Genomic DNA, 19589 nt, shown 5'->3' on the forward strand with positions numbered 1-19589 from the left:
AGAAGTTACAAAAATTTAAACATAAAAAAAGAGACTGCCCTTTTGAGACAGCCTCCTTTTTTGTAGACTTAAGTCTGCTTATTTCTTGAATTTCTTAAAAAATTCGCGAACCTGCTCACCTGCAGCTTCTCTACCGCCAAGCCCAAACATAAGTGCAAATGCTACGGCAATGGCTCCAAGTGTAAGTCCAAAAGCTAATTCAATTATTTCGTTAGCAATGCCCATTTGACGTAAAGAAATGGCAATAAATAAAGCTAAAATGACATACTTAGCTATGTTGGCAACCAAAACGTTATCGTCTGATTTGTTGATGAACTTATAGGCAGTATTAGCCAAAAAGTTTCCTAAAAGTAGAATAAGAAGTCCAAAAAGGACTTTTGAAGCTAGTGCTAAAACCTCGTTTAGGATATTTGTAAGTGCTGCAAATTCTAATTCGCCTACTGCAGTAGTAGCACCAATCAATAGAATCATGAAAGTGGCCACGCTTCCTATAACTGAGCTAAGTTTTCTTTCACCAGTTATTGAGGTCATATTGTATTTTACGGCATATTCATTAATTCCAATGTTTTCAAGAATCCCTTCTAGAAGCTGTACCACATATTTTCCGACTATATAAAAAACGGCCATGATGATCACTGCTAGTATAATCTTAGGTATAGCACTAAGTAGGTTAGTGAAAAGGACTTTAGCGGGGTCGGTGATTACAGTCATTTGAAGATAATCTAATGCCACCATAAGGATAGGCACGAATACAATAACGAATACAATCTTTTTTAGGATGTTACCTAAGTCTAGGTTGCCCAAGTTTAACTTTTCAGAGTATTTGTTTATAAAGTCGCCAGCCATAGAAACTAATTCTGATACAAACTGAGCTAAATAATAACCAATTATACCAATTACACCAGCACCAATAATATTAGGGACTGATTGCATGAATTTGGAAAGCATGTCTTTCAAAGGCTCCAAAACATTGCTTACACCAAGTATTTCCAGTGCAATTAAAGACCCCATTATTAAAAGAAGGTAATGAACCAGTTTTCCAATGAGCTTTGACGGTTTGGTATTTCCCTTTTCACCCATTCTTTCATCGAAAGGAGCTTTTTTGACAAGTTTAGTAATAAGTCCTGATACAAATTTGGCTACCATCCAGGTTATCAAAAAGATAAGTAAGGCTGATAATGCTCTTAAAAGTCCAGGGCCTATCATTCCTGATAGTTGCGAACCGAAGTTCGAATTCATAAAGTCTTGTAGTTGGTTTTCCATGTTTTCTAGTTTTGAGTATTTAGGTTAATACTTATGAATAAGTTTCTTATGAAGAAGTTTTGCCTTCCCTATTAAGAGTGTGATTTTTAAAAAAGTCACATTTATTACAAATTAATTTGGAAGGGTCCAGAAAGAGTTGATGTATTTACCTAGGAAAAAATGGAAGCTTGGGTATAAAAAAGATAACCCGACTCTATAGAATCGGGTTATTCTTTCAAACCATTAATTGTGAGTATTAAATACTCACCAACTTTATAAACTGTACTTGTCTAAAGTTCACTAATTTATGTTTGAAATGCAAGAGTTACCATGTTTTTTATTATTCGGTAATAAATAGGGTAATAATACCCTAGCCTTGTTTCGTTATAGTTATGAAATTTAGTTTTTGAATCTAAACTATATAAGACATGAGTGCATCAGAGTTGATTTTCACCTTAGTTCGCATGCTGCTAATTTTCATCATTCCAGCCTTACTAGGTTATTTAGGGAAAACGCTCCTTTTTAAAGGGAAAAAGAGCAATTTAAATTATTACAAAAGACAATAGTTATTAGAATTGAGTTCAGGGTTAATTTAAAATCCAGTCGTATTTTTCGGCTGGATTTTTTTTGAAACCTCTTATGGCTTAATTGTTTCGATGAAAAGCCTTATATTGTAGATAAGCGAACCTTTATCTATATATGAAAGAACTCTATTTGTCAGTTTTGTTTGTCTTCAATTCTTTATTTTTAATTGCTCAAAATCCCACAATCACTACCCAACCATATTTAAACGGAGGTTTTGTTTGTTACGGCTCTACTGCCGAAATTAAAGCTATTGTCAATGATGCCTCTGGCTATCAACTTCAAACCAAGAATACTGTGTCTAATACCTATAAAGACTTTGGAGGTTATTCAGGGAATGCATCTGGCGGAGCCATAACCATTAATTTAGTAAATGTAACCCAGGAGTTAACACTGCGGGTAACCTTTACAAATGCTAGCGGCACCACTAATTCTGATGATTTTCAAGTATTTGCCCAAAGACCCACTTTTACTGTTCAACCGCAGAATCAAGTTCAGTGTTTAGGGGAAGATATTTATTTTTATGTGGATGAGGTGGCGGGGAATACTTATGAATGGGAGCGGTCCAATAATGGAGGAGCATTTTCTAGTGCAGGTTTTGCAGCAAAAATAAAAAACGAGAACACCTCTGCACTTTGGATAGATGGAGCTAATTCCGCAGAACAGAATGACTCATTTAGGTGTAAGGTTACCGATTCCAATGGCTGTGAAAATACTTCGGAGGCTGGAACAATCTTTATTAATAGTACTGGCACTATTCAGCCCACCAGTTCCACAGAATTCTGTGAAGATGGTTTTGCTAACTTTTTTTTGAAAACAAGTGATGTCGATGGCACAGTAGACTCTTATCAATGGTCAGCCAATGATGGCACCAATACTTTCTCTGGAAGTGAGTTCGAAGAAGTATCTGCCTTAAGTTTCAATGTCAATAAAGTACCTTCTAATTTATCAGGAGTAGAAGTAACTCTTCAATTTATCAATAGCCTAATGCAGCCCAATGGTTCTTTGGTAGCAGGAACTTGTGCTTATTCAAGAGATAGGAGCAGCTACTATACAACGAACCCAAAACCAGCAAGCCCAAGTAGAATTGCCGCGGACTCCGTATGCGGAAGTGGCGTTGTAAATTTAGAAGTAACAGATGCACGAACAGATTGGAATTGGTCTGCTACCCCAGACGGAACCGTACTTGGGACAGGTAAAACTTTCGCCACACCGAGTTTAAGCTCTAGTGCATTCTATTATGTAAGCATCACAGATGCCAATAATTGTAAATCAGGACCAGACTCGGTTTTGGCTACGGTCAACCCTTTACCGAGTTTAACTTTAGGCACTATTGCCCCCGTCTGCCCAGGACTTAGTTCTTTTGAAATTCCTTTTAGTAATCTCTCGGCAGGAGCAGATAAATATTCCTTGACTTTGTCTTCAGGTTCAATGCCTGATTTTGTACCAATTAGTAATGCTGCCATTTCAGCTACTGCTTTAACCATAGCCTTGCCCACAAATGCTACTAACGGAAACTATACATTTAACCTTGTTTTAGAAAACTCAACTACCGAATGCCTTTCAGAGATTATTCCAGTCAATCTTTACATTCAAAAAGCTACCAGCATCACCACCGAGCCTCTTACAGCAGAGATTTGTGAAGGAACATCTCATACATTTTCTGTAGTGGCTGATGGGGAAGGAACAATTTCATACCAATGGTATTTTGATTCTAATTTGATTTCAGGGGCAGAAAGTGCCACTTACCAAATTGACAAGGCTACGCTTTCAAATGGAGGGACCTATTATTGTAAAGTGACGGCCACCTGCGGTTTTGTAAATTCATCGGCAGTAGTTTTGACGGTGAAACCCAAAACTAAAATAAGCACGCAGCCAATAAGTGATGCTGTTTGTGAAGGCTCAGATGTAAGCTTCTCTGTAGCTGCTACGGGTTCAGGAACTTTAACATATCAATGGAAAAAAGACGGAAACAATATTGGTACAAATTCAAGCTCTTTGACCCTGGAAGATGTCTCGGCCTCCGATAGTGGAGCCAAAATAACTTGCCTAGTACAAGGGGACTGTGGTGATAGTCTTTCGGCTGAAGCCACTTTAACGGTTTATGCTTTACCAATGGCACCCACCGTGATAGATACGGGTTATTGTTTAAATAGTACTGCAGGGGCTTTGACCGCTACAGCAACGGCAAGTAATCAATTAAATTGGTATGGAAATAGTTCAACGGGAGGTATTTCATCCTCAACAGCATCAACGCCAAGTACCACCACAGCTGGCACTATTAATTACTATGTATCACAGACGGATGCTAATTCCTGCGAAAGTGAGAGAGCCCTCATTAAAGTAAAAGTTACCGAAGCCGTAACAGCCAATTTATCATCAAGTACTTCGGCGGTTTGTGCTCATGGAGAAATAAATAAAACAGTGCTTTTTACCATAGCTGGTCAAAATGGAGATGGGAATTACACTTATCAATGGGGTAAAGACAATGTTGATGTTAATGGAGAAATCGGTGAAACATACACGGGTTCTGGTGCAGGAGATTATTATGTCAAAGTAACTTCGGGTTATTGTAGAGTCACAAAAACAAGTACAATTACCGCAGTATTACCTGGTGCAAGTCAGGGTCCTACGGTGTCAGGCTCTGGTTTGACTTTGCCTTATACGGTCTGTTCTGGTGGAAGTGTAACTTTTAGTGCTGCCACAAATACCGCAGGAACAGATTATAAATGGTACGCCTCACCTACTGGAAATGCAAGTCTGAATAGTTCTGCCATTTTTAATATTTCAAATGTGTTGTCTGCTAAAACTTATTATGCCGCTGTACAGCAAACAGACGGACTTACCACATGTGAAACCGAAAGGACAGCGGTTAGTATTGCGGTTTATGATACTCCTGCCATAGTAGAAACCATAACGCCAGAAAGCTGTCCTGGAGACGGAAACGGAAGTGTTTCTTTAGCTCCGCAAACAAGTAATTTGCCTTATCAGTTTAAATTAGATGCAGGTTCTTTTCAAACAGCCAATGTATTTAGTGATTTAACTGCTAAGGCTTATCAAATTACACTTCAAGATAACAAAGGTTGTTCTGCCACTACCTCGCTAACCGTGACCTCGGGTGCTGCACCAGTTTTTACAACACAGCCGCTTAGTCAAACTAATTGTGATGGAAATACGGTAACATTTAAAACAGCAACGGATGCAGCCTACACCATGTCTTGGGAAAAGAAACTACCAGATGGTAATTGGGCTATAATTGCAGGGGAGTCTGATGTTGATTTAAGGCTAACCAATGTAGGAAATGTCACTAATCCTCATGGTACTTCTTATAGAGTGACAGCAGCTTCTTCAACTTGTTCTAAGGTGTCTGATGAAGTGGTTTTAAATGTCAATGACTTTACCGAGAACTTGGCAAGTCAAGATGTATGTGTTGGTGATATAGTAACATGGAATCCGCCAGCTACGGTCGGTGTTATCGAAAATTATGAATGGCAAAAAAGGATTTCTGGCGGTAGCTTCGTTCAAGTGCAGACAGGAAGTTCTCCAAGCTATGTTATCAATGATGTGACCTCTTCAGAGAATGATGACGAATATCGCGTCAAAATCACTTTTGAAAAAACAGGAGGCACCTGCTTAGAAACTTCAGATGGCGGTACTTTGAATGTTACGGAAGTGACAGAAACCACATTGTCAGGAAGTGCTGAAATATGTTCAGGTGAAACTACCACTTTGACAGCCACCGGCTGTAATGGAACATTGACTTGGTCAGATAGTCAAGAAGGTGCGAGCATCTCTGTTTCACCTACCGAAACTACAGTTTATACGGCAAACTGCACTTTAGATAACTGCACGGTTTCTGCATCAAATAGCCTTACTGTTACGGTAAAACCAGGAATTACTGCTCCCACTATTATGGCTAATAAGACAGAGGTTTGCTTTGGTGATTCTGCTACTTTATCAATCTCAGGGTGTAATGGAGTTATTTTATGGAGTTCGGGAGAAAGCACTTCTGAAATTATAGCTAAGACTGTTGGGACTGTAAACTACTCAGCCACCTGTACTGATAGTGGCTGCACTAGTCCTGTTTCAAATACGATTGATATCACGGCCTATCCAGAATTAATACCTGGAAGTATTTCAGTTTCTACTGATGTGAATTGTGCAGGATTTAATCCTTCTACCATATCAAACGAGGCAAGTCCCTCAGGTGGAAAAGGTATAATTACAATTTCATGGGAGTCATCTGAGAACTGCTCTGATGTAAGTCCTATATGGACGATAGTACCAAGTGCTTCCGGTGAAACTTTTAATCCTACTGCTTTAAGTAAAACAACATGTTACAGAAGAAAAGTAGTGGACGAATGCGGTATAGAGCTTTATACCAATATTTCAACTGTTCAAATTGTTGATGACCCTTCGGTAGTAGTTACATCTTCAGAGTCCAGCATTTGTTCCAATCAAAGTTTTACACTTACCGCGGCTGTATCCGGCGGTACTGGTGTTTGTAATACCATTTGGCAGCGAAATTTGAAATCTTCCGCTTCCGGTTCTTCATTTTGGGAAGACATACCCGGAACTGCTTTGACTAATACTATTACAGATTTAGAAAACACAGAAACCAGTACTATTTCAGTCTATTACAGAGCTATTTATGATTGTGAGTTGACAAACTGCAATAAAGCTACTTCTGATGCTATTGAAATTCAGGTTGCCCCTCTAATAGTGGTAAATGTAAGCACAGATAAGAATGACATTTGTGAAGGAGAGCGTATCAATGTTTCTGCCAAAGGCTGCCATGGAACCTTAACTTGGTTTGATGCTAGTTCAGATTCTCTACGCGTTTTAAGTCCGACTTCCTCTGGTTATTTGGTGGCGACTTGCTCTATCTCTGGCTGCGGGACGATAGCGAAGGATTCTGTTGAAATTACGGTAAGGCCAGGTATTGCTGCTCCAACTATAACGGCAACTAAAACGGAAATATGTTTTGGAGATTCTGTAAAACTAAGTGTTGAGGGTTGTACGGGTGATATATTATGGAGTAATGCCGAAACTGCTGCTGATATAGTGGTGAAACCTACAAATTTAGTTCCTTATTCAGCCACTTGCTCCGCAAATTCGTGTACCAGCCCTATTTCAAATACCATTGATGTTCAAGGGTACCCTGAGTTAAATCCAGGAAGTATTGGTATTTATGCCGATGTGAATTGTGCAGGTTTTAACCCAGCCACGATAAGTAACGAAAGTGATGCACTCGGAGGGAAGGGAGTGTTGACCATCTCATGGGAAATGTCAGAAAATTGTTCTGCGGATAGCCCTACTTGGAGCCTAATTCCAGACGAAACGGGTTTGACTTTCAATCCATCTACCATTCAAAAAACGACCTGTTACAGAAGAAAAGTAGTAGATGAATGCGGAGCAGAACTCTATTCCAATATTTCTACTATTCAGATTGTTGATGACCCATCAGTAATAGTTACGTCCTCAGAGTCCAGTATTTGTTCTAATCAAAGTTTCATGCTTACCGCAACGGTTTCAGGAGGAACTGGTGTATGTAATACCATTTGGCAGCGAAACTTGAAGTCTTCTGCATCCGGTTCTTCATTTTGGGAAGACATACCCGGAACTGCTTTGACTAATACTATTTCAGATTTAGAAAATACTGAAGCCAGTACTATTTCAGTCTATTACAGGGCAATTTATGATTGTGATTTGACCAACTGCAATAAAGCTACTTCTGACGCTTTTGAAATGCAGGTATTACCTTCTTCGGAAGTAGTTTTGAATATGACAGATTCTACCGTTTGCATAGGGAATTCTGTTGTGCTTACAGCATCCAGTTGTGGAGGTATTTTGACTTGGTCTGATGGGGGAGAGGGTTTATCAAGAACTATTGAGGTTATGGCCTCTACATCATACACGGCTACCTGCACAAGTGCTTGCGGAACATTTACAGCTACCGCAAACCTTAATGCCATTCCTGGTTACGAACCTGCGGTCAATACCACGCCTATAAGTGCCATTCAGCCAGATGTGTTAACGTTTTCGGCGGCTGGGACTAATTTGAAATGGTACGCCTCTGCCACTGTTGATACTAGTTTAAATGCAGCTCCAACGGAAACCGAAATAGGAACTTATACCTACTTTGTTAGCCAGTCAAATAGCACTTGTGAAAGCCCTAGGATAGCGATAACCGCTAACGTTTATAGCCCACTTAGAATAGTAACTCAGCCTATTGATCAATATGACTGTGAGGGGAATTCTGTCTATTTCTCTGTTGAGGCAATAGGAGCAGGAGATATCTATTACCAATGGCAACGAAGACGTCCCGGAGAAACTGTGTTTACAGACTTAAAAGATGATGATGAGGGAATAAAATTTCCTCATAGAGCTAATTTGAGAGTGTCGGCAGTCGGCGATAATGATAATCCTGTTTTATCTGAATACAGATGTAGAATGAGCGATTCATTAAGTTATATTCAAACTTACGAGCGTGTACTTTATGCAAATGTTATTGACGGAACGCTTCCTAATATGGATGCTTGTGTAGGAACCGATTTTGAGTTCAGGTTATATGATTTTGTAAGAACCACGGGGGATATTATGTCGTTTCAATGGCAAATTAGAAATGAGGTCACAGATAAATGGGAAGATATTCAAGATGATTTTAGAACCTCTGGGGCACAGTCTGCCAATATGACGATTAGAAACATTCAATTATATGATAATAGAAAGTATAGATGTAGCTTAATATTTAATACTGGTGGATTTCAGTGTACTGAAAATACCGACCAAACGATTCTCAAAATTAGTGATTACCCAAACAGGCCGCCAGACTTATCAGCGGAGTATTGTCAAGGAAAAACTACAAAAACACTCTCTTTCAATGGGAAACCAAATGATGAGCTATGGTATACACATGAAAATAAGGAAGCTATAGGTTTCAAAAAAGCTCCAAGGCCAAGTTCTGATGAATCAGGCGAATTTACTTGGTGGTTTACAGAAATTACGGATGAAGAATGTGAAAGCCCAAAGGCTAAATACACGGTAATTATTCATCCTAAACCAGAAGCACCTACTAGCATTACTCCGCAGTTTGTAAATGAAGGCGATACGTTGCTTTTTGACGCCAAAGGCGAAAATTTACATTGGTTTACATCCAGAACAGGAAGAAAGTTTCAAACAGAGAATCCTTTTTACGCCGAGATTGATGAATACAAACACTACGTTTCCCAAACCAGTGAATTTGGCTGTGAAAGTGATAGAACCTTAATTATCTCTTTTATCCAAGGAACCTTGGGCTTCAAAAAGGAATTGGAAGATAAGGCGGACTGCGAAGGGAACAGTGTGAGGTTTGTATCTAATGGCAAAGGATTAGGAAATTTAGAGTATTTATGGGAAAGGAAAATTCCAGGAGATACTTTGTTTAGGGAAATAGAAGGAGAGGCGGGAAATACACTCTTAGTTTCAAAAATTGGTTCAATTGAGAATCCGCACAAAACTCAGTTTAGGGTAAAGGTGAGCGACACCACCGGAGTAGAAACTTCCAATGCAGCTTATCTACTGGTTAATGAAATCAAAGGAAGCATTAATACCCAGTATTATTGTACGGATGATAACTGGCGATTCAATTTGAATGATTTAGATATTCAAGGTCAGGTTAATGAATATCAACTTCAAGTACAACCAGAACGGTCATGGGTAACTCTAGACACCGTTTTGACGCTTGACTCTACAGGAATCATGAGTTTCTATGATTTGAAAGATACAGTCTTTACAAATTCTGACTACCGAATTAGGTTGGTTTTTGAGGCGGAAAATGGCGGAACCTGCTCTAGAAGTACGGACGAATTTAACTTTAGACAGGAGGAACGGCCAAGCAAACCTGAAAAACTTAGTATTGAGCTTTGTCAAAACATGAAACTGGATTTACCAGCTCTGGACACTTTGTCTTATAAATGGTTTGGAAACATGGCTGATACTTCTTTTATAGGGGATTTTCCTTCCGACAGTGCAGGTTTATTTACGTATTATTATGCATATCAGGACACTGTTTCAGGCTGTTTTAGTGAAAAGGACACTTTCTTATTGGAAGTATTGCCGGCAGATTCTGTTTTTCTCATGAGTAATGAATTTGCCTTTTGTACAGAGGATACATCCACGGTTTTAAATATCGAGGGGATTGACAATTATACTTGGTTTAATAATGATAGTTTGAAAACTAAGATAGGAGACACGTTAGCAATAGCCCAGAATGTGGCGAATCAAGAGACATACTTTTTTGAAACAGTTTTTGAGAATGGTTGTATTAGTCCTTTGAAAGAGATTTTGGTGAAAGTAGAAAGTTGCGAAGCAGACAGTCCACTTGAAGAGAATAAAGGAGATAACTTGGTGACAGAGAATGTGAATGAAGAGCCTGTTTGTCTGACTTATCCGAATCCTTTCAATCCAAGTCAGGCTATTGATTTATATACCGAAAATTTAAGCTTTGAAAAGGTAGAAATTATAAATTCTCAAGGTCAAATAGTGCCAAATACACTTTTTAAAGAAAAAGGATTGACTCAAAAATTGAAATTAAATTCGGATTTAAGCCATGGCATTTATATTTTGAGGATTCTTGGGGAAAAAGGAAACCAGTGCGAATGGAAAATGGTTATGGCGAGGTAGAAATTTCTGACTCCATTGAAACCCTAAACTTTTAAACAGATTTTATGACATTAAAGAACGTTTTTGGCGAAGGTTTGGCCAATAATATTTTTTCAGGCCTTGTAGTGTCGCTTATCGCTCTACCTCTAGGTTTGGGTTTAGCACTAGCTTCGGGTGCCCCACCTATTTCAGGCGTAATTGCTGCTGTAGTAGGAGGGATAGTGGTCTCTATCTTGGGAGGCTCTAATGTAACTATTACCGGACCTGGCAATGGCTTAGTGGTAGCAGTTTTAGCTGCCATTACCGTTTTAGGTGAGGGAGACATGTACCAAGGCTATTTGTACACCTTAGCTGCAATCATTATTTCTGGAGCGTTAATTTTACTTTTAGCTTTTGTTAACTTAGGGAAATTGTCAAATTTCTTTCCTTCTTCGGCTATTCAGGGAATGTTAGCAGCCATTGGTATTATTATTTTAGCTAAGCAGTTTCATATTATGGTTGGAAATTTAGATGCGTCTGGTTCACCTTTGGAGCTTGTAGCAGCTATTCCAAAGTCTATAATGGAGGCGATAAAAACCCCATCAAGACACCCAGCAGCTATTGCAGGAGTTTTATCATTAATGATTATGGTATTTTATCCCAGAATCAGGAATAGATATTTTCAGCTGATTCCTGCACCTATGTGGATTGTATTTCTTTCTGTGGGCGTGGCCTACTTTTACGCCAATAAGTTAGGCATGGATAATCCTATTTCCGATGAATATTTGGTCAGAATTCCTGACAATGTTTTTTCAAATTTCCCTACGCCTAACTTCTCAAAAGTGCTATCTGGGGACTTCATAATGGCGGTTATTAGTATCACTTTAATTGCAAGTATAGAGTCTTTGCTGTCTATTAAGGCTGTAGATAAACTGGACCCACAGCGTAGGCAGTCTAAAGTAAATAAAGACTTGAGAGCTTTAGGTTTGGCTACCATTATTTCTGGTTTTTTAGGAGGTTTGAATGTGGTTACGGTAATCGCTAGAAGCTCCGTTAATGTTAATAATAATGCAACTAACAGAAGTGCCAATTTCTTTCATGCTATTTTCTTGGTGCTGTTTATTTGGCTTTTTAAGGACCAATTAGAGAACATTCCGTTCCCTGCATTGGCCGCCATATTAGTTTTTACAGGGTATAAATTAGCTTCTCCAGCTATTATTCAGAAAATAAGAGATATAGGGAAAGAGCAGGTTCTGATATTTTTTGTTACACTGATTGTTACGCTCTTGACTAGCTTAATAATTGGTATTGCTGTAGGTATTTTGACCACTTTCGTTGTTCATATGATTTTGACCAGAAGTGTGTCACTATTCTTTTCTAATATTAAAAATAATAACGTTTCTAAATATTTAGAAGAAGACGGTAAACAGCACATTACGGTAAAGTACTTTAGCACATTCCTTAATTTTTTCAGACTTAAAAATGTACTTGACGGAATCAAGCCAAGCGAACGTGTAGTTGTTGATTTACTAGAATGTAATTTTGTAGATCATACAGTAATGGAGAATTTATGGGATTATGAACAAACATTTGATAAAAACGGAGGAGAATTTGAGGTGATAGGGCTTGACTTACATAGTGCGGAATCTAATCACCCTTTTGCTTTGAGAAGAGCTTTGAAATATGTTCCCTTTGTGAATGCTCCGGATGTTCAGACTAAACGTCAAAAAGAGATAGGTAGCTTTATGGAGAGCTTGGGTTGGTATTTTAGTACCGAGAATGATTATCATATGTTCTTTTTAAGGCATTTTAATTATTTTAGAACAAGACAGGTAGATCATCTTTATAATAAGGCGAGTGATAAAAATAAGGTATTCAAGCTGTTTGATGTAGAGTATTCAGAAGGTGCATTTATTCTAGAAGAGGAACTTCATGCTACAATGTTATGCATAAATACCAGAAATACTATCCCTGCATTTACCCTCGATAAAGGTGATTTTTATGAGCGTATGCATTATTTAGGAGGATATAAAGAAATCAAATTTAAAACCTTCCGAGACTTTGCAAGAAGATTTACGCTTCGTGGTGAAAACCTATTAGGTATAAGAAGGTTCTTTACCGACGAGCTCATATTGTTTTTTGAAAGTAATAGTTATTACCATATAGAATCAAATGGAGAGGGTGGCCTTTTAATTATGGACAAAGAAAGGCACAGTGGAGTGGCAGAAATAAAGGCTTTGGTAGATTTTGGTATTAGGTTAGAGGCTATAATTAATCAATCATTAGAACTAGAAATTAAAAAATAAAATGGCATTTGACTTTAAAAAATATCACGTTAGAGCTATGAATGCATCTACTCATGAAGAAAAGGCAGCTATTAATAAAGAGTTAAAAGAATATTATGCCCAGCTTCCGGAGGAAGAAAAGCCAGCTTTTAATGAGGCACTTCAAAGCTTTTTAATAAAGGAAATGTCTTCTATAAAGTCGGTTTATGATGGAGTAAAAGCTGGCGAACCTTCAGATAATTAATTATATGAAAAGAGTTTTAGCTTTTGGAGCAAGTAGTAGCAAAGCCTCTATCAACAGGAAATTCGCCATTTATGCCGCCAACGCGATTGAAAATGTGGAAGTTGAAATATTGGATTTGAACGACTTTGAAATGCCCATTTTTAGTGTTGACAGGGAAAATGAAAATGGTATTCATCCATTGGCGTATAAGTTTAAAGAGCATATAAAAGCTGCAGACGGTATTCTAATTTCTTTTGCAGAACATAATGCTGCCTATTCAGCCGCTTACAAAAATATATATGATTGGGCTTCTAGAATAGAGAAGAGCTTTTTCTATGATAAACCACTTTGTTTGTTGGCTACATCTCCCGGAGCTAGAGGTGGTGCTCGGGTGTTAGATATTGCCTTTAATGCTTATAGTTTTGCTAATAAGAATTTGGTGACAAAGTTTTCTTTGCCATCTTTCTCTCAGAATTTTAAAGAAGGAGAAGGACTAGTAAACTCTGAATTAAAAGATGCTCTATTTACAGAATTAGAAAAGTTTAAAGCGGCACTTTAATATCAAGTCTACAGGCTAGTAGTATTATTTTGATTTGAAAAATAAACTCGGAAACTCTTTTTCTGGATCCTTGTTTAATAGTCCAACCGAAATAGTAGATTTTAAAAAGCCATAGCCATAGCCAGAAAACTGTACTGCAATAGCCATTATAGAAAGTATGCTGACTGAAAGGCTCTTTGAAGAGGTTAATGCCGCCATAAATGCAATCAGAAAGTACACTGCATAGCAAATAAGGAGCCACTTAAAGTTAAGAAGTAGAAGAATAAGTGATGTGATGAAACCTAGCATGAATAAGGTAGGAAACCAGTAAGTGACCTTTGCTGTACTCGGATGCCATTTATTTAAGATAGGACGTACCAATCCAAATTTATTCACTTGCGTATAAAACTTCTTCCAGGATATGCGACGTTTGTGATATATCCATGCCTCGGGAATTAACTTCGTTTTAAAACCCAAATCCCAAAGGCGGATAGATAAATCAGGATCTTCGCCAGGGTGAATAGTACCAAAACCTTTTGAAGCCTCAAAAGCTTCTTTTGATATCCCCATGTTAAAACTTCTGGGTTGAAATTTCCCAACGCTTTTCTTGTTACCTCTGATACCTCCAGTGGTGATAAAAGAAGTCATGGAGAAATTAATGGCCTTTTGCAGGTTTGTGAAAGACTCGCTAGCGGCATCTGGCCCTCCAAAACAGTCGACGTATTCTTTCTTTAAGCTTTTATCAACTTTGTTTAAGTACTCTTTTGGTAAAATGCAGTCACTGTCTAAAATGATAAAATAATCGCCTTTTGCGTGACGCATCCCAAAGTTTCGTGAATCTCCTGGGCCAGAATTTTCCTTAGAATAGTATGTGATATCTAACTTATCTTTAAAGGTATCTACTACTGATTTTGAGGGAATAGTGGAGCCATCTTCAATAATTACAATTTCAAAAGAGATGTCAGTCTCCAAAGCTTCAAAACTTTGTAAAAGCTCTTGTGTCTCGTCTGGCCTATTAAAAACCGGAATTATGAAAGAGTAAAACATCGAAATTATTAATCAGTTTGCACGTGCTTATTAGAAATGCCAGAATTGTGCCATGAAGATACGGGATAAAAAATTGTTGGACTATTTTTATCTTGATATCCGTCAGGCGGTTTGTATTAATGGGAAACACTTTTCTCTTGTTCCTAAAAGCAACAAGAGGGCGTTCCAAAAGTAAAAAGTAGGCTCAGAGAATTGTTTATTCTAAACTTTCTCAGAAGGTGTCAAAATAACAGGAGGCTGTCTCGCATTTTTGATACAGCCTCCTGTTATAAATTCTACTCTCCTAATTCTATATTCTACTTCCCACCGCCACTCGGCCTAAAGTCCTTATTCTTATACATCTCCATATACTTTTTGTCTAGGTCTTCAGAATCTTTATATTTTACTCTTAGGTCGGCTAGGTCAGATTTTAGCTTTGCTAATGTTTCTGCATAAGCTGGGTCATCGTAGACGCTTTTCATTTCTTGTGGGTCTTTCTTACGATCGTATAGTTCCCATTCGTCCACATCATCGTAGAAATGGATTAACTTATAATCTTCTGTCACTATACCATAATGCCTTTTTACCATGTGTACCGCTGGGTATTCATAATAGTGGTAATAAACGGCCTCTCTAAAGTTTTCAGTCTCACCTTTAAATAACGGGATTAAGTTTTCGCCTTGCATATCGGAAGGAGCTTCTATTTGAGCGGCAGCTAAAATAGTCTGGGCAAAATCTAAATTTTGAACCATCTGCGTATTAGTAGTTCCAGGCTTGATAACGTTTGGCCATTTAACTAAAAGCGGCGTTTTGAAAGATTCATTGTATATAAAACGCTTGTCAAACCAGCCATGCTCGCCTAAGTAAAAGCCTTGGTCAGAAGTATAAATCACAATCGTGTTTTCTGCCAATCCGCTTTCTTCCAGATAGTCTAAAACTTTACCTACCCCTTCATCTACAGAAGCTATGCTACCAAGATAATCCTGCATGTATCGCTGGTAACGCCATTTCATTTTGTCTGTCTGTGTCATGTTAGGGTAAAGCTTTTTGAATTCTTCATTCATTGGCCCGTATACTTTATCCCAAGCAGCTCTTTGTTCTGCGTTCATAGCACCCACTTCTCTTTTGAAAGCACCTTTGTCCCAAGTTGAGGTTTCATCTATTCCTAATTCGTCCATTACGTCAGGATAAATTTTAGAATCTCCCGCCCAGTTCATATGCGTTAGTAGATTCATTTCTGCCTCTTTGGCGGCAGAGCCTCTTCCTTCGTAATCATCAAAAAGTGTAGCAGGCTCTTTAAAAGTTTTCGTTGTGAACTCCTTGTAGTGCCTTTCTGCAGGTAGCCACTCTCTATGCGGAGCTTTATGAAGGTAAGCCATGAAGAATGGCTTTTCTTGGTCTCTTTCATCTTTTAACCAATTTATAGTCAAGTCTGTAATGATGTCAGTTACATAACCTGTGATAGTTTTTTTACCTTCTTTTTTTGTGATAAACTCAGGGTTGTAATACCTTCCCTGACCGGGCAATATTTGAAATTCGTCAAAACCCTTAGGACTATTTCCAAAGTGGAGTTTCCCGAACATGGCAGTTTGATAGCCATTTTGCTGAAGCAATTGCGGAAAGGTCATTTGGGTGGTGTCAAAGGGGAAATTGTTGTCAATTTTTCCGTTCAAATGACTGTGTTTTCCTGTCAAAATCACTGCTCTTGAAGGAGCACATATAGAGTTAGTGACGCATGCATTGGTAAATAACATGCCTTCGTTTGCTATCCTATCAATATTCGGGGTCTCTATCAGCGTATTATCATAAGCCGAAATAGCCTGATAGGCGTGATCGTCTGACATGATAAACAGAATGTTGGGCTTTTTTTGCTCTTCTTGTTGACAAGAGAATGCTGCAAAGGCCAATACAGCAAGAGCTAGTTTTTTGAATTTCATTTGATAATGGTTGAGTCAGTAAAGTGTCAAAGTTGTTAAAAAGGGCTTTAGCAAACAAGTTAAGTCTTTCATCTATAGATAAGAGTGCTGTGAGATAAGATATTAAAGAGGATATTGTGTTTTTAGAAGGGATTTTCTGGATTAGAATATATTTGGAAACTAGCTTTTAGGGATAGTCGTAATACAAGTATAAAAAGCCATTTAAGAAGATATGAGAAAAAACAGGAAGAGTTTTTACGTAAGTATTGCGTTCACTTTGGTCGCTATTTTTATTAAACCCTTATTAAACAAATATGTGGATGCTGGAGGGGAGTTTGTCTCTTTTATAAAAAGCTATAGTTACATACTCATAATTATGGGGGGAACTTGGTTTGTGATTGAACTTATAGCTAGACTAAAGGTTTTATTGCTTCGCCAATATGACATCGAGCAAGAGAATAATTTAGAATCAAGAAAGGTTTATACCCAGATAAATCTACTTGAAAAGATAGCAAATTTTATAGTCATACTTTTCGGGATTGGTCTCATCTTGCTCTCTTTTGACAAAATTAGACAACTGGGAATAGGCCTATTTGCCTCTGCAGGTGTGGCGGGTATTATTCTAGGTTTGTCCGCTCAAAAAATAATGGGGACGCTATTGGCTGGAATCCAAATAGCCATTACCCAACCTTTTAGAATTGAGGATGCTGTGGTGGTAGAAGGGGAGTGGGGCTGGATAGAAGAAATAAACCTGACCTACGTGGTGGTTAGAATTTGGGATAAAAGGCGACTTGTTTTACCGTCGCTTATTTTTTAGATAAACCTTTTCAAAATTGGACCAGAAACTCCGCAGATATTATCGGAACCGTCTTTCTTTATACTGATTATAATGTACCTTTTGATGCCCTGCGGGCAGAACTAACCAAGCTTTTAGAAGGAACTAACCTTTGGGATAAAAAAGTGAATGTGTTACAGGTTACCGACTCAAAAGAGTTTTCAGTAGAAATTAGGATTTTGGTAAGTGCTAAAAACTCGCCAACTGCATGGGATTTAAGAGTGCTTATTCGTGAAAAAATGATAGGATTTATTCAAAATAATTATCCAGAAAGTTTACCAAGAACTAGGGTAGAGTTAAAGGATAAACTGCCTATGAGTACGGATGAGCTGTCAGGATTGGCAAGCTAATGTAGACTACTTTTTGATTTTCAAATGAAAGAAAATAATTAAATTAGAAGGTTAATTAACTATTAAAAGATGAATAAAAATACCATTTTGGTTGAAAGTACAGTAAGTGCCTCTTTAAACAAGGTTTGGGAAAGTTGGACTACGCCTTCGCACATCATGAAGTGGAATAATGCCTCGGACGACTGGCATACACCGGCAGCTACTAATGACCTTAAGGTTTCAGGGAAATTTATTTATACCATGGCCGCAAAAGATGGCAGTTTTAGTTTTGATTTTGGGGGTGTTTATACCGCTTTGGTAGAAAACGAATTGATAGCCTATACTTTAGAAGACGGCAGAAAAGTTAGGATTGAGTTTATGCAGTTAGGTAATGAAACTAAAGTAGTAGAGCTTTTCGAGCCTGAATCTGAAAATCCTTTTGAAATGCAAAAGGCTGGCTGGCAAGCTATTTTAGATAACTTTAAGAAGTATACAGAGGCTTTAGCTTAACAGTTAAACATTACCAATCACAGAGAAACTTAGAGTATAGCGATTACTACCTTCCGTAGTTCAGGAATTATTTCTTGGCTAAACCATTCATTTTTCTTCATCCAGATATTGTTTCGTGGAGAGGGGTGCGGTAGAGGAAGGTATTCAGGTAAGTAAGCTTTATAGTTTTTGACCGTTTCGGTTAATGTTTTCTTTGTATAATTCCCTAAATAGTGTTTTTGAGCATACTGCCCAAAGAGCAAGGTTAATTGAATATCAGGCATGAAGTCCCAAAGCTTTTGATGCCACAGGGGAGCACATTCAGGGCGTGGAGGCAAATCCCCACTTTTACCAGTTCCGGGATAACAAAACCCCATAGGAATAAGAGCAAAAATAGCTGGGTCGTAAAAAGATTCTTTAGAAACCCCAAGCCATGTTCTAAGGTTATCGCCGCTTTTGTCGTCCCATGGGATACCGCTTTCATGCACCTTTCGGCCCGGTGCTTGGCCTATAATGGCTATTTTACTCTTTTTGCTTGCTTGAATTACGGGTCTACAACCCGTTAATAAAAAACTTTCACAAATACGGCAATTGGAAATCTCTTGGAGAAGTTTTTGCATGCCTAAATATATATGATCTATTAACAGTTTCTTAGGATCTTTTTGACTAAAATCAACGTTATCATAGTATAGGTTTGTCAATAGTGTTATTCTAAAATACTTTGCAGGTCTGGAATAAGTAAAAATAGATTTCGTTTAGAAAAGAATAAATCAACATAATCAATGAAAAAGCAAGCGTTAATAATTTTAGGTTTTATAACAATGTCATTTGGGGCTTTTGCCCAAACACCCGAAACCATTTTTGAGAATTACGTAAAAGCCACAGGTGGCGAGGACGTTTACAATGGCATAGAGGTTTTTTCCATTCATCAAGCAGATGAGGACTCAAAAGTGCCTTACGAGTCTAATTTGGCCGTATCGGTCAAAAACAACAAAGTACTTCGCTCTAGAACGGTTCTGTCAAGAAATTTCCTGTATGAGTTAAATGGTAATAATGCCAACCTTCATGTACCTACAGGTGGTTTAAACAGAGGTAACTCTTTCCAAACACAAAAATTGAGTGATTTTGAGAAATCAAAATTACAAGTAGAATTGAATGACAAGTATTTACCATTTATGAACTATAAAGCCAAAGGATATAGAGCAAAAGTGGTTGGGCCAAAAAACATTGGCGGAGAAAATACCATACAAGTAGAGTTGTCAAATACTGACGTAACTAGAAACTATTATTTTTCTACCAAAACCAACTTGATAGTTCAGGAAGAATTGACGTACTCTAATGGGGATAAAATTTCTTATAAGCATACAGCTTATGATAAATTAGAAAACGGGCTTAGATATCCTTCTGAAAGTGTAATGACTGAGCAAGGAAAAACCAGAACTGTGAAAACAGATATTAAGATTAATAACGTACCAGACGACGAGTTTGAAGTAAAATAGTTT

General features: G+C 37.9%; 13 protein-coding genes. 9 read left to right on the forward strand and 4 right to left on the reverse strand.

What is annotated here, in order from left to right:
* Positions 1 to 78: 78 nt before the first annotated feature.
* Positions 79 to 1263: a mechanosensitive ion channel gene (locus tag AADJ06_RS12335; protein WP_341226766.1), complete on the reverse strand. Its 1185-nt coding sequence runs from the start codon at positions 1261 to 1263 to the stop codon at positions 79 to 81.
* 407 nt (positions 1264 to 1670) lie between these two features.
* Here AADJ06_RS12335 and AADJ06_RS12340 point away from each other — a divergent pair, with 407 nt between their 5' ends.
* The 5 genes from AADJ06_RS12340 (at position 1671) to AADJ06_RS12360 (ending at position 13513) form a co-directional block, all read left to right on the forward strand.
* Entirely contained in the window at positions 1671 to 1808 is a 138-nt protein-coding gene (locus tag AADJ06_RS12340; protein WP_341226767.1) for a hypothetical protein, read from the forward strand.
* A 133-nt stretch (positions 1809 to 1941) separates the two neighbouring features.
* The gene (locus AADJ06_RS12345) at positions 1942 to 10488 is read left to right on the forward strand and encodes an immunoglobulin domain-containing protein (RefSeq protein WP_341226768.1); all 8547 of its coding nucleotides are present in this window, start codon (positions 1942 to 1944) and stop codon (positions 10486 to 10488) included.
* Positions 10489 to 10532: 44 nt separating this feature from the next.
* Complete coding sequence (locus tag AADJ06_RS12350; RefSeq protein WP_341226769.1) at positions 10533 to 12752, forward strand: SulP family inorganic anion transporter; 2220 nt, start codon at positions 10533 to 10535, stop codon at positions 12750 to 12752.
* 1 nt (position 12753) lies between these two features.
* The gene (locus AADJ06_RS12355; RefSeq protein WP_341226770.1) at positions 12754 to 12975 is read left to right on the forward strand and encodes a hypothetical protein; all 222 of its coding nucleotides are present in this window, start codon (positions 12754 to 12756) and stop codon (positions 12973 to 12975) included.
* A 4-nt stretch (positions 12976 to 12979) separates the two neighbouring features.
* A complete protein-coding gene (locus tag AADJ06_RS12360) occupies positions 12980 to 13513 on the forward strand; it encodes an NAD(P)H-dependent oxidoreductase (RefSeq protein WP_341226771.1) in 534 nt (177 codons plus the stop codon).
* Positions 13514 to 13537: 24 nt separating this feature from the next.
* Here the strand turns inward: AADJ06_RS12360 and AADJ06_RS12365 are convergent, their stop codons facing one another.
* Together AADJ06_RS12365 and AADJ06_RS12370 are read right to left on the reverse strand one after the other, a co-directional pair.
* On the reverse strand, positions 13538 to 14539 hold the full coding sequence (locus AADJ06_RS12365) for a glycosyltransferase (RefSeq protein WP_341226772.1): 1002 nt from the start codon (positions 14537 to 14539) through the stop codon (positions 13538 to 13540).
* Positions 14540 to 14835: 296 nt separating this feature from the next.
* Positions 14836 to 16455, reverse strand: coding sequence for a sulfatase (locus tag AADJ06_RS12370; protein ID WP_341226773.1), 1620 nt, complete (start codon positions 16453 to 16455; stop codon positions 14836 to 14838).
* 211 nt (positions 16456 to 16666) lie between these two features.
* Between AADJ06_RS12370 and AADJ06_RS12375 the strand changes: the two genes are divergently transcribed.
* From AADJ06_RS12375 to AADJ06_RS12385, 3 genes are all read left to right on the forward strand, one after another.
* Positions 16667 to 17251, forward strand: a complete 585-nt coding sequence (locus AADJ06_RS12375) for a mechanosensitive ion channel domain-containing protein (RefSeq protein WP_341226774.1) — start codon at positions 16667 to 16669, stop codon at positions 17249 to 17251.
* Between the two features lie 143 nt (positions 17252 to 17394).
* Positions 17395 to 17619 (forward strand): hypothetical protein, encoded by a 225-nt coding sequence (locus AADJ06_RS12380; protein WP_341226775.1) that lies wholly within the window; start codon positions 17395 to 17397, stop codon positions 17617 to 17619.
* Between the two features lie 69 nt (positions 17620 to 17688).
* Positions 17689 to 18108: an SRPBCC family protein gene (locus AADJ06_RS12385; protein ID WP_341226776.1), complete on the forward strand. Its 420-nt coding sequence runs from the start codon at positions 17689 to 17691 to the stop codon at positions 18106 to 18108.
* Between the two features lie 29 nt (positions 18109 to 18137).
* Here the strand turns inward: AADJ06_RS12385 and AADJ06_RS12390 are convergent, their stop codons facing one another.
* Positions 18138 to 18707, reverse strand: coding sequence for a uracil-DNA glycosylase family protein (locus AADJ06_RS12390; RefSeq protein ID WP_341226777.1), 570 nt, complete (start codon positions 18705 to 18707; stop codon positions 18138 to 18140).
* Positions 18708 to 18869: 162 nt separating this feature from the next.
* On the opposite strand from AADJ06_RS12390, the gene AADJ06_RS12395 reads away from it, so the two are divergent.
* Positions 18870 to 19586, forward strand: a complete 717-nt coding sequence (locus AADJ06_RS12395) for a hypothetical protein (RefSeq protein WP_341226778.1) — start codon at positions 18870 to 18872, stop codon at positions 19584 to 19586.
* Positions 19587 to 19589: the final 3 nt, after the last annotated feature.

It is taken from the genome of uncultured Arcticibacterium sp. (assembly GCF_964021845.1).
Taxonomy (GTDB): domain Bacteria; phylum Bacteroidota; class Bacteroidia; order Cytophagales; family Spirosomataceae; genus Arcticibacterium.